The 13,328-nt window shown below is 74.0% G+C and carries 11 protein-coding genes; 6 read left to right on the forward strand and 5 right to left on the reverse strand.

Going from position 1 to position 13,328, the window contains the following annotated elements; translation table 11 throughout:
- Positions 1 to 216: 216 nt before the first annotated feature.
- Positions 217 to 1,455 carry a PucR family transcriptional regulator gene (locus CLT72_RS03250; RefSeq protein ID WP_101409447.1) on the reverse strand — a complete coding sequence of 413 codons (1,239 nt, stop codon included), beginning with the start codon at positions 1,453 to 1,455 and terminating at the stop codon, positions 217 to 219.
- Positions 1,456 to 1,539: 84 nt separating this feature from the next.
- Between CLT72_RS03250 and CLT72_RS03255 the strand changes: the two genes are divergently transcribed.
- The 3 genes from CLT72_RS03255 (at position 1,540) to CLT72_RS03265 (ending at position 5,236) form a co-directional block, all read left to right on the forward strand.
- Positions 1,540 to 2,631 carry a ferredoxin reductase gene (locus tag CLT72_RS03255; protein ID WP_101409448.1) on the forward strand — a complete coding sequence of 364 codons (1,092 nt, stop codon included), beginning with the start codon at positions 1,540 to 1,542 and terminating at the stop codon, positions 2,629 to 2,631.
- Positions 2,632 to 2,645: 14 nt separating this feature from the next.
- Positions 2,646 to 3,788 carry a fatty acid desaturase family protein gene (locus tag CLT72_RS03260; protein ID WP_101409449.1) on the forward strand — a complete coding sequence of 381 codons (1,143 nt, stop codon included), beginning with the start codon at positions 2,646 to 2,648 and terminating at the stop codon, positions 3,786 to 3,788.
- A 275-nt stretch (positions 3,789 to 4,063) separates the two neighbouring features.
- Positions 4,064 to 5,236 (forward strand): alanine--tRNA ligase-related protein, encoded by a 1,173-nt coding sequence (locus CLT72_RS03265; protein ID WP_101409450.1) that lies wholly within the window; start codon positions 4,064 to 4,066, stop codon positions 5,234 to 5,236.
- Positions 5,237 to 5,366: 130 nt separating this feature from the next.
- Here CLT72_RS03265 and CLT72_RS03270 read toward each other — a convergent pair whose 3' ends face one another.
- Positions 5,367 to 6,932, reverse strand: a complete 1,566-nt coding sequence (locus CLT72_RS03270; protein WP_101409451.1) for a pectate lyase family protein — start codon at positions 6,930 to 6,932, stop codon at positions 5,367 to 5,369.
- 462 nt (positions 6,933 to 7,394) lie between these two features.
- Between CLT72_RS03270 and CLT72_RS03275 the strand changes: the two genes are divergently transcribed.
- Positions 7,395 to 9,212 carry an acyl-CoA dehydrogenase gene (locus CLT72_RS03275; protein WP_396802292.1) on the forward strand — a complete coding sequence of 606 codons (1,818 nt, stop codon included), beginning with the start codon at positions 7,395 to 7,397 and terminating at the stop codon, positions 9,210 to 9,212.
- Positions 9,213 to 9,244: 32 nt separating this feature from the next.
- The gene (locus tag CLT72_RS03280) at positions 9,245 to 9,610 is read left to right on the forward strand and encodes a hypothetical protein (RefSeq protein WP_101409453.1); all 366 of its coding nucleotides are present in this window, start codon (positions 9,245 to 9,247) and stop codon (positions 9,608 to 9,610) included.
- 165 nt (positions 9,611 to 9,775) lie between these two features.
- Here the strand turns inward: CLT72_RS03280 and CLT72_RS03285 are convergent, their stop codons facing one another.
- Positions 9,776 to 11,464: a long-chain-fatty-acid--CoA ligase gene (locus tag CLT72_RS03285; RefSeq protein WP_101409454.1), complete on the reverse strand. Its 1,689-nt coding sequence runs from the start codon at positions 11,462 to 11,464 to the stop codon at positions 9,776 to 9,778.
- A 104-nt stretch (positions 11,465 to 11,568) separates the two neighbouring features.
- Here CLT72_RS03285 and CLT72_RS03290 point away from each other — a divergent pair, with 104 nt between their 5' ends.
- Positions 11,569 to 12,276, forward strand: a complete 708-nt coding sequence (locus CLT72_RS03290) for a hypothetical protein (protein ID WP_101409455.1) — start codon at positions 11,569 to 11,571, stop codon at positions 12,274 to 12,276.
- On the opposite strand, the gene CLT72_RS32120 is transcribed toward CLT72_RS03290, so the two are convergent.
- The gene (locus CLT72_RS32120; RefSeq protein WP_199184458.1) at positions 12,233 to 12,409 is read right to left on the reverse strand and encodes a hypothetical protein; all 177 of its coding nucleotides are present in this window, start codon (positions 12,407 to 12,409) and stop codon (positions 12,233 to 12,235) included. The genes CLT72_RS03290 and CLT72_RS32120 overlap by 44 nt on opposite strands.
- Before the next feature lie 174 nt (positions 12,410 to 12,583).
- A complete protein-coding gene (locus CLT72_RS03300) occupies positions 12,584 to 13,297 on the reverse strand; it encodes a polyamine aminopropyltransferase (RefSeq protein WP_101409457.1) in 714 nt (237 codons plus the stop codon).
- Between the last annotated feature and the right edge of the window lie 31 nt (positions 13,298 to 13,328).

The following is a 13,328-nucleotide window of genomic DNA, read 5'->3' on the forward strand; positions in this document are numbered from 1 at the left end:
CGCGAGGGCCCCGTCCGGCGCCCTCCTGGCGGAAGGCGTCGCGGCACCGGTGGCGGCCCCGTGCACCCCGCCGGCGGACCCGTCGGCGCGGGGGCCGGCAACCGGTCGGGTGATCACGGGCGGGGGAGGACCAGGGTGGCATTTCCGCTGCCCGGGCGGCACGCGTGTGTCCGGTATCTGACCTGAGCGTGACCGAGCGAACACGCGCGGAGAGGGTCAGGGTGCCGGGTCGTCGGCCTCTCCGCGCGGCGGGAAGGCCAGGGCCAGCGTGAGGTCGAGGACCGTCGTCGGGTCGGTCAGGCGCTCGCCGTACAGCTCGCGCAGCTTGCCCATCCGGTAGCGCACGGTCTGCGCGTGCACGAACAGGTCGGCGGCCACGTCGTCGCGCCGGCCCTGGTGCAGCAGCCAGGAGCGCAGGGTCTCGGTGAGCCGGTCGGCGGTGCCGGGCGGCAGCGACGCGAGCGGCGCGAGGACCCGGGCGCGCAGGTCGGCGAGCCCTTCCGGGTCGGTGCTGAGCACCAGCTCCGCGAGGTGCTCCTCGGTGTCCAGCGCCGGCCCGTCGTCGGCCGGGCGCAGGCCGAGCGACAGGGCCCGGACCGCCCGCTGGTAGGACGAGGCGACCAGGGCCCAGGGCCGGGCGGGGCCGAGCACGGCGCGGCGGCCGTGCAGCACCCGGGCGAGCTGCCGCCGCCGGTCGCCGTGTGTGTCGGGCACCAGCAGCACCGCCAGGTCCTCGCCCGCCCCGCCTGCCGCAAGGTCGTCGCCGCTCTCCAGGGTGCGCGGGTGCAGCCGCGCGAGCGCCGCGCGGAGGTTGGCCCGGGGCAGCAGGACGACGGTGAGGGTCTGCGGCGGCGGCCAGTCGGCCCGCTCGGCGCTGCGCAGCAGGGCGTCCTCGGGCTCCCCGGCCAGCAGCCGCTGGGTGAGCCGTTCCAGGTTGCGCCGCCGGGCCCGTCCGGCGCTGGCCAGCTCGTCGGCGTGCCCGGCCACGCTCGCGGCGGAGAGCTCGTCGATGTACGCGAACATCAGCTCGGCGAACTCGGCGACGGTCGCGGCCGACGACCCGCCCTGCACGGTGGTGGTGGACATCTCCCGCCAGGAGACCCGGGCGCCGACGCGGTACGCGGCGAGCAGGGCGTCCATGCTCCGGCCCGAACGCGCCTCACCGCTGCCGAGGGCGTACGCGGCCTCCAGGGCACCGCCGAGCGGGATGCTCGGGTCGCCGCCGTGGGAGCGCCCGATGAGCTGGAGGAACGTGCCGAGGGCGAGCTGCACCGCCGTCTCGATCTTCTCGCGCATCTGGCCGGTAAGGGTGCCGGAGTAGCTCGGTACCTCGGCGGTGATGGCGGTGATGGTGCGCTCGGCGAGCAGGGGGAGCCGCTCGTGCAGCTCGCCGGCCACCCGGGCGTCCAATTCGAGCCGGGCCGCGCGCCGTGTGGCCTCCGAGCGTTCGGACACGTTGTTCCCTCCGCACAAAAAGCCTCGTCCGGTTCACCTTCGCCGGTCAAGATTTTATGCCATTCGGCGGGCGACCATCGAATCATGACCACCACCGTCCCGAACCCCTCCGGGAAGGCGGCCCTGCGGGGCCGGATCCTCCGGCTGGCCGCGTCGGTCACCACCCCGCTGCTGCCCGACGACTACCTCGACATGGTCGCCCCGCTGCGCTCCGGCGCCGACCTGCGCGGCCGGATCCTCGCCGTACGCCCCGAGACCGCCGACGCGGCGACGCTGGTGATCCGGCCCGGCCGCGACTGGCGTGGGCACACCCCCGGACAGTACGTCCGCCTCGGTGTCGACGTCGACGGCGTACGCCAGTGGCGGGCCTACTCGGTGACCTCCGCGCCGCAGCGCCGGGGCGGACCGATCTCAGTGACCGTCAAGGCCATCCCCGACGGGGTCGTCAGCAACCACCTCGTCCGCCGGACCCGGCCCGGGACGCTGGTGCAGCTCGACCAGGCCCAGGGCGACTTCGTGCTGCCGGGCCGGCCGCCGGCCCGGGTGCTCTTCGTGACGGCGGGCAGCGGCGTCACCCCTGTCATGGGGATGCTGCGCGCCGACGTGCTGGGCGGCGCCGACGTCGTCGTGGTGCACTCGGCGCCCACCCCGGACGACGTGATCTTCGGCGCTGAGCTGCGGGACCTCGCGACGCGGGGCGCGATCCGGCTGGTGGAGCGGCACACCGACAGCGACGGGCTGCTCACCATGGCCGACCTCGGGCGCCTCGTGCCCGACCACCTCGACCGGGAGACCTGGGCCTGCGGCCCGGTCGGCCTGCTCGACGCCCTCGAGGAGCACTGGACGACCGCGGGGCACGGCGAGCGGCTGCACACGGAGCGGTTCCGCCCCACCGTCATCTCGGCCGGCGAGGGCGGCGCCGTCACCTTCGTCCGCTCGGGCGTGACCGTCGCCGCCGACGGCGCGACCCCGCTGCTCGACGCCGGCGAGAACGCCGGGGTGCTGATGCCCTCGGGTTGCCGGATGGGCATCTGCTTCGGCTGCGTCCTGCCGCTGCGCCAGGGCGCGGTTCGGGACCTGCGCAACGGGGAACTGACCACGGCGGTGCCCGGCGACGGCGTCCGCATCCAGACCTGCGTGTCGGCGGCGGCCGGCCCCTGCGACATCGACCACTGACCGGAGTACCTGACGTGACCGTGATCCAGAACAAGCCCGTCAATCCGATCGCCCACCTCACCGCCGAGGACATCGAGACCATCGGCAGGGAACTCGACGCGATCCGCGAGCGGGTGGTCGCCGACCGGGGCGAGCGCGACGCCGCCTACATCCGCCGGGTGATCTCCACGCAGCGCAAGCTGGAGATCGGCAGCCGGGTCGTGCTGCTGTTCTCCCTCTTCCCGCCCGCCTGGATCGTGGGCACCGCCGGCCTGACCGTGGCCAAGATCCTGGAGAACATGGAGGTCGGCCACAACGTCCTGCACGGCCAGTGGGACTGGATGCGCGATCCGAAGATCCACTCCACCACCTGGGAGTGGGACCACGTCTCGCCCGCCGACCAGTGGAAGCACTCGCACAACGAGCTGCACCACACGTACACGAACGTCCTCGGCAAGGACAACGACCTCGGCTACGGCATCATGCGCGTCGACGAGGACCAGCGGTGGCACCCGTTCCACCTGGGGCAGCCGCTGTGGAACTTCATCAACGCCTGCTTCTTCGAGTACGGCATCGCCGCGTACGACCTGGAGCTGGGGCGCAACCTGCGCAAGGGCCGGCACAAGAAGCCGGAGTTCCGGGCCCGGGCGCGCGCCGTGGGCCGCAAGATCCGCCGGCAGGTGCTCAAGGACTACGTCGTGCACCCGCTGCTGTCCGGGCCCTCGTTCCTGCACACGCTGGCCGCCACCTTCACCGCCAACCTCCTGCGCAACCTGTGGAGCCACTCGGTGATCATGTGCGGGCACTTCCCGGAGGGCGTGGAGACCTTCTCCCGGCGCTCGATCGAGGGCGAGACCCGCGGCGAGTGGTACCTGCGGCAGATGCTCGGCTCGGCCAACATCAGCGGCAGCCGGCTGATGCACATCATGACGGGCAACCTGTCGTACCAGATCGAGCACCACCTCTTCCCGGACCTGCCCAGCAACCGGTACCAGGAGATCGCCCCCGAGGTGCGGGCCCTGTTCGACCGGTACGGGCTGAAGTACACCACCGGCTCGCTGCCCCGGCAGGTCTTCTCGGCGTGGCGGAAGGTCGTCCGGCTCTCGCTGCCGAACCGCAAGACCCCCCGCCGCGTCGACGAGCGCCCCGCCCCGGCCCTCGCCACCTCCGGCGTCTGAGCCTCCTCCGGCGTCTGAGCCTCCTCCGGCGCCGCCGCCCGCCGCGAAACGCGCTGGGCGGCGGCGCCGCGTCCGCGTACAGTCGGGGCATGGAGATCAGGCGCTTCTTCGCCGCCGCGGCCGCGCGAGCTTCGCGCTCGTCGGTCGCCGCCGCCTGACCTCACCATCTCCCGCCGGCGACCGGAAACGGTCCGCCGGCTTCTCGTCTCCGTCGGCCCGCCGGTCCCCGGCGGTCGGACCCTTTCCGGTCGTCCGAACCCGGAAGGGCCACCGCCATGACGTACGACCCGATCAGCCGCACCTTCCTCGACTTCTTCCGCGAGCGCGGCCACGAACCCGTGCCCGACGGCTCCCTGATCCCGCCGCCGGGCGACCCGGTGCTCTTCACCACCTCCGGCATGCACCCGTTGACCCCCTACCTGGAGGGTCGACCCCACCCGCTGGGCCGGCGGCTGGTCAACGTGCAGCGCTGCCTGCGCACCACCGACCTGGACGAGGTGGGCGACCGCACCCACCTGACCCTGTTCCGGATGCTCGGCTCCTGGTCGCTCGGCGACTACGACCTGCCCCGCAGCCTGCGGTGGGGCTACGAACTGCTGCGTGACGGTTTCGGCGTGCCGCACGACCGGATGCACGTGACGGTCTTCGGCGGCGACGACCGGGTGGGCCCGGACGAACCCTCGCTGCGTACGTGGGGCGAGCTGGGCCTGCCGGTGGAGCTGACCGGGGAGGAGAACTGGTGGTCCAACGGCCCGACCGGGCCCTGCGGGCCCGACACCGAGATCTTCGTCTGGACCGGCGACGGCCCGCCCCACGGCACCCCGGGCACCGACGAGCGGTGGATGGAGGTCTGGAACCACGTGGGGATGCGCTACCACCGCCACGGCGACGGCCGACTGACGCCGCTGCGGCAGCCCAACGTGGACACCGGGATGGGCCTCGAACGGCTGGAGATGGTGCTGCGCGGGCACCGCTCGGTCCACGAGGGCGAGAATCTCGTGCCGTGGGTGCGCGGCGCCTCCGACGTGTGGGGCCTGCGGGACGCGTCGCTGCGCGTGGTCGGCGACCACCTGCGCACGGGCGTGGTGGTGGTCGGCGACGGCGTACGGCCCTCGAACACCGGCCGCGGCTACGTGCTGCGCCGGCTGTTGCGCCGGGCCCTCACCACGCTGTGGCGCGACGAGGCGTCCAGGACCCTGTCGGACCTGCCGACCGCGCCGGTGCGACACACCCTCGACAGCTTCCGCCAGCCCGTGACCGTCGACGAGGTGCGCGAGGTGTTCACCGGCGAGGAACGGCGGTTCCGGGAACTGCTGCGTCGCGGCCGGCCGGTGGTCCTGCGGCGCCGGTCCCGGGGCCCGCTGACGGACGCGGACTACCGGGACCTGCACGACACCCACGGGTTGCCCCGCGACCTCGTCGACGGCCTGCTCGCCGAGGCGGGCTGACGCCGCCGCGCGCCGCCCGTCGTGGTGACCGCCGCTTCCGGGCGATCCGCGACGGCCGGGCGTCGATGCGAAGGCCGCCGTCCGGCCGGCACGGGACACCCCGGTCCCGGCCGGACGGCGGGCCGCGCCGCTACCGGGCGTAGGTCTCGAACTCGGCGACCTTCGGGCTGCCGCCCGAACTGGTGATCCTGAAGGTGATCTTGGTCAGTGACGTGGCGGGGAAGGTGATCGCGCCCGCCCCGCTGCCGGAGGCCAGGACGGCGCCGCTGCCGTGGTTGACGAGCTGCCAGGACCCGACGCTGCCCTGGGTGCCCGAGGGCTCACGGATGACCACCCTGGACACCGTGGTGGCGGAACCCCACTTGATGGAGATGTCCCCGGTCGCGCCGACCGGCGACCAGTAGGTGCTCAGGCTGCCGTCGCGCACGTTGCCGTAGCTCGTGCCGTCGGCCTTGCTGGAACCGTCGGAGCCGGCCCCGATGCTGAGGTTCGGCCCGGCGGGCTGGGTCGGCGTCGGCGTGGGGCTGGTCGGCGCCGGGGTCGGGCTGGTCGGCCCGGGCGCCGGGGTGGTCGGGGCCGGCGTCTGCGGCGAGCAGCTGCCGTTCGACTCCCGCAGGCCCGTGTTGGCGCCCGCCGTCTGGCGCACGACGTCCGGCACGCAGCTGGCCGCGTCGAGGCTGTAGGCGTACGGGATGCTGACGGTGGTGTTGGACTGCGGGTTGGGGCCGGCCGGGTTGTTGTCGCTGCCGGGGCTGGACCAGGTCACGTTGTCGAAGATGTTGCCGGCGACCTGCCAGTAGCCGGCCTCGCTGGTGTAGAAGGTGCCCAGGACGTCCTTGGAGTTGCGGAAGTAGTTGTTCTCCACCTTGGCCCTGGCGCCGGCGCGGGAGTTGATGCCGGACTCGTGCAGGCTCACGTAGTGGTTGTTGTAGATGTGCGCGATGCCGCCGCGCAGCAGGGGCGTACGGGAGTCGATGTTCTCGTACAGGTTGTGGTGGAACGTGACGAAGCCGTTCGAGCGGTCGCTCTCGCTGGAGCCGATGAGGCCGCCCCGGCCGGAGTTGCGCAGGATGCTGTAGGACAGGGTCACGTACCGGGTGTCGTCCTTCATGTCGAACAGGCCGTCGTAGCCCTCCGACTCGCCGCCGGAGGCCTCCAGGGTGGCGTGGTCGACCCAGACGTTGCGGACGCCGCTCTCCATGCCGATGGCGTCGCCGCCGTTGGACGTGGGTGAGCCGGACTTCTTGACGTTCCGGACGGTCACGTTCCGGATGATGATGTTGCGGGACTCGCGGATGTGGATGCCCAACTGGTCGAAGACCGCCCCGGTGCCGACCCCGATGATCGTGACGTTGCTGATCTGCTTGAGCTCGATCACGCCGGCGGCGGTGCTGCAACTGTTGCCGGACACCTTGGCGGTGTTGCCGTGGTTGATCGTCCCCTGGACCTCGATGATGATCGGGGTGCTGCTGCTGGGCCGGGTACACAGGGCCGTGTGGATCCCGGTCCCCGTGCTGACCCGCACCGTCTGCCCGCCCGCCCCGCCGGTGGTGCCGCCGTTCTGGGTCGCGTAGCCGGTGGCGGCGCCCGCGGCCGCCGACGCCTCGTCCATCGGCAGGACCGCGACGCCGATCGCGGCCCCGACGGCCGTCGTGGCCAGTGCCACCTGGAGTCGCAGTGCGACTGGTCGTCTCATCTTCGCCTCGTCTCTCGTTTCGAATGCCCGTGTTGCTGCGTGTCTGTCGTGTCGGGCGGTCCACCGGGGCCGTCCGTCGCCGGCCGGTCGTCGGTGGACATCCGCGTGGAACTCGCCCCGCTGTCGATCGCTCGGCGGTCGCGCCGCCGACCCCCGACCGCCGAGGTCGTCGGTGCCGGCGTGGGGCACCGTGAGCGCGCTCCCGCCCGCTCCGCCCGTGGTGCCGCCCGTCGTCGCCCTGCCCGGAAAGCGCTTTCCAGCGAGAATAGGGAGATGTCTATGTCCATGGCAAGGGCATGCCCGGATTACGGGGTGATGGGCGGAGACGTCCGGCGATCCGGCGCGTCCGGTGGGCGCGGCGGGGTGGTGCGCCGGCGGGCCGGATCAGTCAGGATGACCTGCGCGAGGGCATCGCCCGGCCGCGCCGCGGCCGACGGCGCGCCCGACGACGGAAGGAGACCCGTGTCGTCCACCCTGCTCTCCCGTCGCGACCTGCGCTTCCTGCTGCACGACTGGCTGGAGGTGACCCGGCTGACCGAGCGGCACCGCTACGCCGAACACTCCCGGGAGACCTTCGACGCCGTGCTGGAGCTCGCCGAGCGGGTGGCCACCGAGCGGTTCGCCCCGCACAACCGGGCCGCCGATCTCGCCGAGCCCACCTTCGACGGCCGTCGGGTGCACACCATCCCGCAGGTCAAGCAGGCCCTCGACGTCTTCGCCGAGACGGGGCTGCTCGGCGCCGGCATGGATGCGGCGGTCGGCGGCATGCAACTGCCGCACGTCGTACAGGCCGCCTGCTTTGCCTGGCTCCAGGCCGCCAACGTCGGCACCTCGGCGTACCCGCTGCTGACCCTCGGCAACGCCAACCTGCTGCTGGCGCACGGCAGCCCCGAGCAGATCGACACCTGGGTCCGGCCGATGGTGCAGGGACGCTTCTTCGGCACCATGTGCCTCTCCGAGCCGCACGCCGGCAGCTCGCTGGCCGACATCACCACCCGCGCCGAGCCGCAGGACGACGGGACGTACCGGCTGCACGGCACCAAGATGTGGATCTCGGGCGGCGACCACGAGCTGTCGGAGAACATCGTCCACCTCGTCCTCGCCCGGATCCCCGGTGCTCCGCCCGGGGTGAAGGGCATCTCGCTGTTCATCGTCCCGAAGGTGCTGCTGGCCGACGACGGCACGCCCGGCGCCCGCAACGACGTCGTCCTGGTCGGCCTCAACCACAAGATGGGCTACCGCGGCACCACCAACACGCTGCTCAACTTCGGCGAGGGCGTGCACCGGCCCGGCGGGCGCCCGGGGGCGGTCGGCCACCTGGTCGGCGAGCCGCACCAGGGCCTGGCGCAGATGTTCCACATGATGAACGAGGCGCGGGTCGGCGTGGGCGCCAGCGCCACCGCCCTGGGCTATACCGGCTACCTGAAGTCCCTCGCGTACGCCCGCCAGCGGCCGCAGGGCCGCCCGCTGGCCGCCAAGGACCCGGCGACGCCGCAGGTGCCCATCGTCGCCCACCCGGACGTGCGGCGGATGCTGCTGGCGCAGAAGAGCTACGTGGAGGGCGCCCTGGCGCTGGTCCTCTACTGCGGCCGGCTGCTCGACGAGGAGAAGACCGCGCCGGAGGCGGCCGACCGGGAGCGGGCCCGCCTGCTGCTGGACGTGCTCACCCCGATCGCGAAGAGCTGGCCCTCGCAGTGGTGCCTGGCCGCCAACGACCTGGCCATCCAGGTGCACGGCGGCGCCGGCTACACGCGGGACTACGACGTCGAGCAGCACTGGCGCGACAACCGGCTCAACCCGATCCACGAGGGCACCCACGGCATCCAGGCGCTGGACCTGCTCGGCCGCAAGGTCACCATGCGCGGCGGGGCCGGGCTGGCGCTGCTGGTGGAGACGGTCCGGGCCACGACCACCCGCGCGTGGAAGGCCGGCGGCGAGGCCGCCGAGCTGGCCGCCGCGCTCGGCGCAGCCCTCGACCGGGTCTCCCTGGTCACCCGGCGGCTGTGGGGCACCGGCGATCCGGAGGTGGCGCTGGCCAACGCGAGCGTCTACCTGGAGGCGGTGGGCCACGTGGTGATCGCCTGGATGTGGTTGGAGCAACTCCTCGTGGTCGAGGCGGCCGGCGGTCCCGGCGACGGCCCGGACGCCGACCTGCACGCCGGCAAGCGGCAGGCGGCCCGGTTCTTCTTCCGGCACGAGTTGCCCCGCACGGCGGCGCAGTTCGACCTGCTGGACAGCCTCGACCGGACCACGCTGGAGATGCGCGACGACTGGTTCTGACGACGTGCGCCGCCTGCCTATCCTTGCCAGTCATGAACCCCGGTGACGTGTCCGTCCCGCCGTCCGCCGACGGTGCCGAGGAGCGACTGGAGATCCTGCGCCGCTGGTGGCGACTGCCGGCGCCCGCCCGGCGCGAGGTCCGGCTGCTCGGTCGCTCCGGACGCCACCACCCGGACCGGGAGGTGGCCTGGGTGGCCTGGCGCTGGGCGCAGGTCGTCCTGCCGCCGGGGGCGCCGGAGCCGGGCCGCGCCCGCAACCTGCTCAGCGCGGCCGGCTTCTGGGTGCAGGTCCTGCTGGAGCTCGGTCTCGGCGGCGATCCGACGGACCCGCCCGAGCCCCGCTGGCTCGACCGCCGCCGGGCCCGGCGCATCCTGCGGGCCGGCCCGCCCGTCGCCTGAGGGAGGCGGCGGGCCGCCGCCCCCGAGCGAGGGTCGGTGACCCGTGCCGGTCGAGCGGGGTCCCGCCGGTCGGCGCCGGTCGAGCTGGGGTCCCGCCGGCCGGCGCCGGTCGAGCTGGGGTCCCGCCGGCCGGTTCGCTCGCCCCGCCGCGCGAGCGGGGCGGTCTCAGCCGTCGGCGAGCAGCCGGTCGCGGACCTCGCGGCGCAGGATCTTGCCGATCTGGGAGCGGGGCAGGTCCTCGACGACGATCACGCGGCGGGGGACCTTGTACCCGGCCAGGTGCTGCCGGCACGCGGCCCGGACGCCCGCCTCGTCGGGCTCGGCGCCCTCGTCGGCGACGACCGCCGCCACCACCTCCTCGCCGTGCGCGCCCGGCAGGCCGACCACCGCGGCGTCGCGGATGCCGGGTACGCGGCGCAGCGCGTCCTCCACCTCCGACGGGTAGACGTTGAACCCGCCGGTGATGATCAGCTCCTTGATCCGGTCGACCACGCTGACGAAGCCGTCGGCGTCGGCCACCACGACGTCCCCCGTGCGCAGCCAGCCGTCGGGCAGCAGCGTCGCCGCCGTCTCCGCCGGGCGGTTCCAGTAGCCGGCGAACACCTGCGGCCCCCGGATCAGCAGCTCGCCCGCCTCGCCCGGGGCGCGCTCGCGCGACGGGTCCTCCGGGTCGACGATGCGGATGTCGGTGGACGGGAACGGCACGCCGACGGTGCCCGGCCGGCGGGCGGGGGAGACCGGGTTGCCGAGCGCGACCGGTGAGGTCTCGGTCATGCCGTAGCCCTCGACGAGCAGCCCGCCGGTGACCGACTCCCACAGCTCGACCGTCGCCGGGGGCAGTGCCATGGCGCCGGAGATGGCGTACCGGGCCGAGGAGAGGTCGACACCGCGTTCCCGGGCGGTCGTGGCCAGCTTCTCGTAGATCGGCGGGACGGCGGGCAGGAAGGTCGGCGGGCGGCGGCGCACCGCGTCCAGCGTCTGGTCGAGGTCGAAGCGGGGGAAGAGCACCAGCGTGGCGCCGATGCCCACCGAGAAGGTGAGGCAGAGCGTCAGCCCGTACGCGTGGAACAGCGGCAGGACCGCGTACACCGTCTCCTCGCCGTCGCGCAGGCCGGGCACCCAGGCGCGGCCCTGCGCCGCGTTGGTCCGCAGGTTGCGGTGGGTCAGGATCGCGCCCTTCGGGGTGCCGGTGGTGCCGCCCGTGTACTGCAACAGCGCCGTGTCGTCCGGCCCGGGAGCGGGGTGCGCGGCGGCCAGCGGGCCGGCCTCGGCCACCAGCCCTTCCCAGGACAGCGCTCCGGGGGCGGGCCCGGTCATCGCCGCGCGGGTGGCCCGCGCGCGGGCCAGCGGCAGCCGCAGCGCCCAGCGCTTGCGTCGGGGCAGCGCCCGGGTCAGGTCCACCGCGAGCACCGTCTCGACGGCCGTCGCGCCGACGGCCCCCCGCACCAGGGGAGCGACCTTGTCCCAGACCACCGCGACCCGGGCGCCGTGGTCGGCGAGCTGCTGGGTGAGCTCCTGCGGGGTGTAGAGCGGGTTGTGCTCCACCACCACCGCGCCGAGCCGCAGCACGGCGTAGAACGCGACCACGTGCTGCGGGCAGTTCGGCAGCACCAGCGCCACCCGGTCGCCCCGGCCGACGCCGAGGCGGCGCAGCGCCTCGGCCGCCCGGCTGACCTGGTCGCCCAGGTCGGCGTACGTGGTGGTGGCGCCGAAGAAGTCCAGCGCGACCCGGGGGCCGAACCGTCGGGCGGCGTCGCGCAGCAGGTCGACCAGCGACTCGTCGGACGGCGTGACGGTGGCCGGCACGCCCGGGGCGTAGCTGCGCAGCCAGGGTCGCTCCGCGCTCAGGTCCATCTCACTCCTCCGCCGTACGTCCATTGTCCTACCACACGGTAACCTACGGTCACGTAGGTAGCAGTCGAGGTACCCCCGGCCGGCCGTGCCGGCCGCTGGCGGCGATGCTGCTGATCGGCGCCGACGGTGTCGCCCGGCGGGTGGCCGGGGCGGCCCTGCTGGTGACCATGGTGGTGTCGCTGGGGGTGGCGCTCAGGCCGGTCCCGCCCACCTCCGGGACGCAGTTCCTGCTCGAGAACGCCCGCGCGCTCGGCGTCGGCGCGCTCTGCCCCGCCGGCTTCGGCGGGGCCGCGCTGGCCGTGGCCGGCGCGGACCGGCGGGCGCCGGCGGCCCGCGGCTGGCTGCGGCTGGGCACCACCGCCGCGCTGGCCGTCGCGTTCCTCGCCGTGCAGCCGCTGCCGGCCGGCGCCGATCCGACATTCAAGGCGTACGCGCTCTCCGACGCGGGCAATCCGCGCCACTTCTTCGTCTGCCGGGGCGCGCTGGAGTGCGCCGCGTACGGCACGGATGCTCCCGTGACGTTCGGCGTCCGCAGGCAGCGCACCAAGGTCCGGGTCAACGGGGTCGTCTCGCTGGCGGTGGCCCGGCTCGAGTACCACTGCGCCCCCGGCGGCGCGCCCCGCGTCATCCCGCTGCTGGCGCCGCACCCGGGACCCCGGACGTTCTCGTTCCAGTCGGCGACCATGGCCCACGGCCGGCTCGTCGCCTACGCCGCCGACGGACGACCGATCGCCACCTACGACGAGGAACTGGCCGCCGCGTTCGACGTCAGCGCTGCCCGGCGGAATGGCGGATCGCCTGCCGGCCCTTGATGACCGCCAGCACGATGACCACGGCCAGCGCCACCGCACCGATGATCACCAGCCAGCGGACCGCCTCCAGCAGCAGCCCGAGCAGGACGAGCGCGCCCGCGACGACGCCGACGACCCAGAGCAACGTCCGCATGTCCACCTCCCGTGACTCCCGCCGCGAGGTCGCGGCCCACCCGCCCGCCTTCCCGGCCCGCACCCGGCCATGCCGCCGGGGCCGGCGAATTCCTCGGCGCGCCACACCGGTGGCAGCGCGGCCTCCCGCCCGGCTCCCTGCGATGCCACCGAGTGCCGGCCCGGCCAGCCCGCGTCAGCGCTGGGCGACGTAGACGGTGTTGGCCGAGCGTCCGCCGGTCAGCGGGTTGGCGAACGGGACGACGTGCGCCCGCGCGGTGCGGAACACCTCGCTCAGCGCCACCTCGAAGTCGGAGTCGGGTGGGTCGTCCGACCAGAGGGCGAACACCCCGTCCGGGTGCAGGTGGGCGGCGAGCCGGCGCAGTCCGTCGGGGGTGTAGAAGCTGGCGTGGCTCGGGTGCAGCACGTTGCGCGGCGAGTGGTCGACGTCGAGCAGCACGGCGTGGAACCGCCGTCCCGGCTCCCGTGGGTCGAACCCGCTGCCGTCGGCGACCGCGGCGAAGAAGTCGGCCCGCACGAACCGGGTACGCGGGTCGGCGGCCAGCCCGGCGGCGAAGGGGAGCAGTTCGCGCCGGTGCCAGTCGATGACGTCCTCGATCGCCTCCACCACCAGCAGCGAGCCGACCCGCTCGTCGGAGAGCGCGGTGCGGGCGGTGTAGCCGAGGCCGAGGCCGCCGACGACCACGTCGAGGCCCTGCCCGGACAGGGGGGCCAGGCCCAGCCGGGCCAGCTCGATCTCCGCCACGGGGAAGAGGCTCGACATCAGGAACTCGTCGTCGAGCTTGACCTCGTACACCTGGACGTCGAGCTGCGGGTCGCGACGCCGACGCAGGCTGATGAGGCCGATCGGGGTCTCCCGCCAGGCCAGTTCCTCGAATCGCACGCCCACGGGCCCGGATGCTACCCGCCGGCACCTCGGG

It is taken from the genome of Micromonospora sp. CNZ309, from assembly GCF_002846525.1.

Coding starts and splice junctions, on each gene's coding strand:
- CLT72_RS03255 (WP_101409448.1), top strand. CDS start 1,540: ATGACCACCACCGTCCCGAACCCCTCCGGGAAGGCGGCCCTGCGGGGC.
- CLT72_RS03285 (WP_101409454.1), bottom strand. CDS start 11,464: ATGGACCTGAGCGCGGAGCGACCCTGGCTGCGCAGCTACGCCCCGGGC.
- CLT72_RS03280 (WP_101409453.1), top strand. CDS start 9,245: ATGAACCCCGGTGACGTGTCCGTCCCGCCGTCCGCCGACGGTGCCGAG.
- CLT72_RS03270 (WP_101409451.1), bottom strand. CDS start 6,932: ATGAGACGACCAGTCGCACTGCGACTCCAGGTGGCACTGGCCACGACG.
- CLT72_RS03265 (WP_101409450.1), top strand. CDS start 4,064: ATGACGTACGACCCGATCAGCCGCACCTTCCTCGACTTCTTCCGCGAG.
- CLT72_RS03290 (WP_101409455.1), top strand. CDS start 11,569: ATGCTGCTGATCGGCGCCGACGGTGTCGCCCGGCGGGTGGCCGGGGCG.
- CLT72_RS32120 (WP_199184458.1), bottom strand. CDS start 12,409: ATGCGGACGTTGCTCTGGGTCGTCGGCGTCGTCGCGGGCGCGCTCGTC.